The 4,536-nt window shown below is 72.8% G+C and carries 2 protein-coding genes; both read left to right on the forward strand.

Annotated features, from left to right (window positions below; all coding sequences use genetic code 11):
- Nucleotides 1-2,736, forward strand: a 2,736-nt coding sequence (locus AB0D57_RS47195) for a type I polyketide synthase (protein ID WP_362088686.1), incomplete at its 5' end; no start/stop codon positions are given.
- Between the two features lie 61 nt (nt 2,737-2,797).
- Nucleotides 2,798-4,536 (forward strand): beta-ketoacyl synthase N-terminal-like domain-containing protein (locus AB0D57_RS47200; RefSeq protein ID WP_362088687.1); only part of this gene is annotated, 1,739 nt, incomplete at its 3' end.

Consider the following 4,536-nt stretch of genomic DNA (forward strand, 5'->3'; position numbering starts at 1 on the left):
ACCGCACACGTCAACGGACACCCCGTCACCTGGCCCACCCACGGCCACACGCTCCCCCTCCCCACCTACGCCTTCCAACGAGAGCGCTACTGGCTCGATCTGCCCGACACGGTCGGCAATGCCGCCGATCTCGGTCTGGAGGACGGCGGTCATCCGCTGGTCGGTGCCGCGGTGCTGCTGCCGGACGAGTCGGGCGTCGTACTCACCGGCCGTCTCTCGGTCCGCAGCCACCCCTGGCTCGCCGATCACGCGGTGCACGGTACGGCCGTGCTGCCCGGCACCGCCTTCGCCGAACTGGTGCTGCACGCGGGCGCCCGAGTGGGGTGTGACCATCTCGAAGAACTCACGCTCCAGGCACCCTTCGTGCTGCCGGAGCAGGGCTCGGCCACGGTGCAGGTGACGGTCGGTGCGCCGGACGGCGAGGGCCGCCGGCCGGTGACCGTGCACACCCGACAGGACGTGACGTCGGTGGTCCTGGCCAAGGGCACACTGACGGGGAACGTCTGCGCGCCGCACGATGTGCCGCAGACGCTGCCGCCCGACGGCGCGACCCCGGTGGACCTGGAGGAGCTGTACGGGCGCCTCACCTCGGCCGGCCTCGACTACGGCTCCGCGTTCCAGGGGCTGAAGGCGGCTTGGCGGCACGGCGACGACGTGTACGCCGAGGTCCTGCTGCCCGACGGAGTCGACAGCGCCGGTTTCGCCCTCCACCCCGCCCTCCTCGATGCCGTGCTGCATCCGATGGCGTTCGCCGAGGACACCGCGGAGGGCCAGGTCAGGCTGCCGGTCGCCTGGTCGGACGTAACGCTGTACGCCACGGGCGCGCGCACGGCCCGCGTACTGCTGTCCCCGACGGGTGCGGACACGCTCGCGCTGACGGTGACGGACGCGCAGGGCACCGCGCTGGCCCAGGTCGGCTCGCTGACCGTACGGGCGAAGCGGCCCGAGGAGCTGGTGGCCCGCAGTCAGGAAAGTCTCTACGAACTCGCCTGGGTGCCGCTCCCGGACCCGGCGGACCCGCTGGACGCGGACGAGGCCGCCGATGCGGCGGGCCTGGCCGGGCTGCCCGTCGCCGATGTGGTGTTCGCCCACGCCCCCGCCCCTGCGGGGACGGTGCCGGAGCAGGTGCGTGAGGTGCTCGGGTGGGCGCTGGAGCTGTGCCAGGCCTGGCTGGCCGAGGACCGGTTCGCCGGGTCCCGGCTGGTGTTCGTCACCCGCGGCGCCACCGGCGAGCGGCCCGGCAGCCTCGCCCACGCGGCGCTGTGGGGGCTGGTCCGCTCCGCCCAGACGGAGAACCCGGACCGGTTCGCTCTCATCGACCTCGACGGTACGGAAGGCTCGGCCGGGCGTCTCCCGCTGGCGTCGGCCACCGGGGAGCCCCAAGTGGCGGTGCGGGAGGGGGCTCTCTACGCGCCCCGCCTGGTCCGCGCGAGCGTCGAGGCACAGACCGCCGCCCCGGCGTTCGATCCCGAGGGGACCGTACTGGTCACGGGGGCGACCGGCGAACTCGGCGGGCAGATCGCCCGGCGGCTGGTGACCGAGCACGGGGTGCGCAGGCTGCTGCTGGTGAGCCGGCGCGGCCCGGACGCCCCGGGCGCGGCGGAACTTGGCGAGAGCCTGGCCGAGTTGGGTGCGGAGGTCACGCTCGTCGCCTGTGATCTGGCCGACCGCCCGGCCGTGGCCGCGCTGTTCGACGCCCATCCGGTGACCGGCCTGGTGCACGCCGCCGGGGTGCTGGACGACGCGACGATCACGTCTCTCACTCCGGAGCGGCTGCACCGGGTGCTCAGCGCCAAGGTCGACGCGGCCTGGAATCTGCACGAACTCGCCGGTGACGTGGGGCTGTTCGCACTGTTCTCGTCGGTCTCCGGCACCTTCGGCGGGGCGGGCCAGGGCAACTACGCCGCGGCCAACGCCTTCCTCGACGCGCTCGCCGGGCATCGAAAGGCGCTGGGCCTGCCCGCCGTCTCGTACGCCTGGGGCCTGTGGGAGCAGGAGGGCGGCATGGCCGAGCAGCTGGGCCGGGCCGATCTTGCGCGGATGGCACGCATCGGCATCCTGCCGATCACCCACGAGCAGGGGCTCGGCCTGTTCGACACGGGGGTGCGCGCCGATCGGGCGGTGCTGATTCCGGTACGGCTGGACCCGTCGGCCCTGCGGGACCCGTCGCCGCTGCTGCGCGGCCTGGTGCGCATCCCGGCGCGGCCCGCCGCGGCGAGCCCGGCGGCACAGGACGTCACGCTCACCGAGGTGCTGGCTCCCCTGTCGCCGCAGGAGCGCACGGACCTGCTGAACAAGCTGGTGCTGGGGCTGGTGGCCGATGTGCTCGGCCATGTGTCGGCGGACGGGCTCGACCCGCAGCGGGGCCTGCTCGCCCTGGGCATCGACTCGCTGACCGCGGTGGAGCTGCGCAACCGGCTCGGCACGACGGTCGGGCAGCGGCTGCCGTCCACGCTGATCTTCGACTATCCGACGGTCGAGGCCCTCGTCGGCTATCTGGACACCGAAGTTCTGACGGTACCGGTAGCCGGGATCGCCGAACTGGACCGCATCGAGGAGTTGCTGCTGATGCTGCCGTCCGACGGCGAACAGCGCGCCCAGCTGACCCGGCGCCTCCAGGAGGTCCTGAACAGCACGGGCGTCCAGGTCCAGTCGTCCGGCGGAGCGGAGGAGTTGCTCTCCGCCGCCTCCGACGACGAGATCTTCGACTTCATCGACAACGAGTTGAGCAGCTGAGCACGTTCCGTCTGCCGTCCCGCTCATCCACAAGGATCCCGAGGAAGTAGAAGCAGCCGTGGTGAATGAAGACAAGCTCCGCGACTATCTCAAGCGCGTGACGGCCGACCTGCACCGGACTCGGCAGCGGCTGCAGGAGGTCGAGGCCAAGGACCAGGAGCCCATCGCGATCGTCGGCATGGCCTGCCGTTACCCGGGCGGGGTCACCTCGCCCGAGGAGCTGTGGCAGCTGGTCGTCAACGAGCGGGACGCCATCGGCGGCTTCCCGGACAACCGCGGCTGGGCGCCGGACGTGTACGACCCGGACCCGGAGAAGGTCGGCAAGTCGTATGCGCGGGAGGGCGGATTCCTCTACGACGCCGCCGAGTTCGACCCCGGCTTCTTCGGGATCTCGCCGCGGGAGGCGCTCACCGTCGACCCGCAGCAGCGGCTGCTCCTGCAGACCGCGTGGGAGGCCGTGGAGAGCGCGGGGATCGATCCGGGCGCCCTGCGCGGCAGCCGGACGGGTGTCTTCGCCGGCGTGATGTACAACGACTACGGTTCCCGGCTCAGCCCCATCCCGGACGGGTTCGAGGGCCATGTCGGTACCGGCAGCGCGGGCAGCATCGCGTCCGGCCGGCTCTCGTACACCTTCGGTTTCGAGGGCCCGGCCGTGAGTGTCGACACGGCGTGCTCGTCGTCGCTGGTGGCGCTGCACCTGGCGGCGCAGGCGCTGCGGCAGGGCGAGTGCGAGCTGGCGCTGGCGGGCGGGGTCACCGTCATTTCCACGCCGGGCCTGTTCATCGAGTTCAGCCGGCAGCGCGGGCTGTCCCCGGACGGCCGCTGCAAGGCGTTCGCGGCCTCCGCCGACGGCACCGGCTGGGGTGAGGGCGTCGGCCTGATCGTCCTGGAGAAGCTCTCCGACGCGCGGCGCAACGGACACCACGTCCTCGGCCTGATCCGCGGCAGCGCCATCAACCAGGACGGTACGAGCAGTCAGCTGACCGCTCCGAACGGGCCGTCCCAGCGCCGGGTGATCCGTGACGCTCTGGCCCAGGCCCGGCTTTCGCCGGCGGATGTGGACGCGGTGGAGGCGCACGGCACGGGCACCACCCTCGGCGACCCGATCGAGGCGCAGGCGCTGCTCGCCACCTACGGCCAGGACCGGCCGGCCCAGCAGCCGCTGTGGCTGGGCTCGTTGAAGTCGAACATCGGGCACGCGCAGGCCGCGGCCGGTGTCGGCGGTGTGATCAAGATGGTCATGGCGATGCGCAACGGTCTGCTGCCCCGGACGCTGCACGTCGACGAGCCGTCCGGGCACATCGACTGGGAGGCCGGCGCGGTCTCCCTGCTGACCGAGGCCCGGCCCTGGGAGACGGACGGGCGTCCGCGCCGGGCCGGTGTGTCCTCGTTCGGCATCAGCGGCACCAATGCCCACGTCATCCTGGAGCAGCCGCCGGCCGCCGAGGAGCCCGCCGAGCCCACTGCGGCGGCGGAGGGCCCGGTGCCCTATCTCCTGTCGGGCAAGACCGAGCAGGCCGTACGGGACCAGGGGCGGCGTCTGCACGCATGGCTGGCGGCAGCCGACGAAGCGCACCCCGTCGAGGTGGCGCGGGCGTTGGAGCGGCGGGCGCGGTTCGAGCAGCGGGCGGTCGCCCTCAACACCGACGCCCTGACCGCACTCGCCGAGGGCCTGCCCCATCCGGACCTCGCCACCGGCACCGCACTGAGCGGCAAGACGGTCTTCGTGTTTCCCGGGCAGGGCTCGCAGTGGCCCGCCATGGGCCAGCACCTCCTCGCCCACGAACCGGTGTTCGCCGC

Source organism: Streptomyces sp. NPDC048275 (assembly GCF_040652275.1).
Taxonomy (GTDB): Bacteria; Actinomycetota; Actinomycetes; order Streptomycetales; family Streptomycetaceae; genus Streptomyces.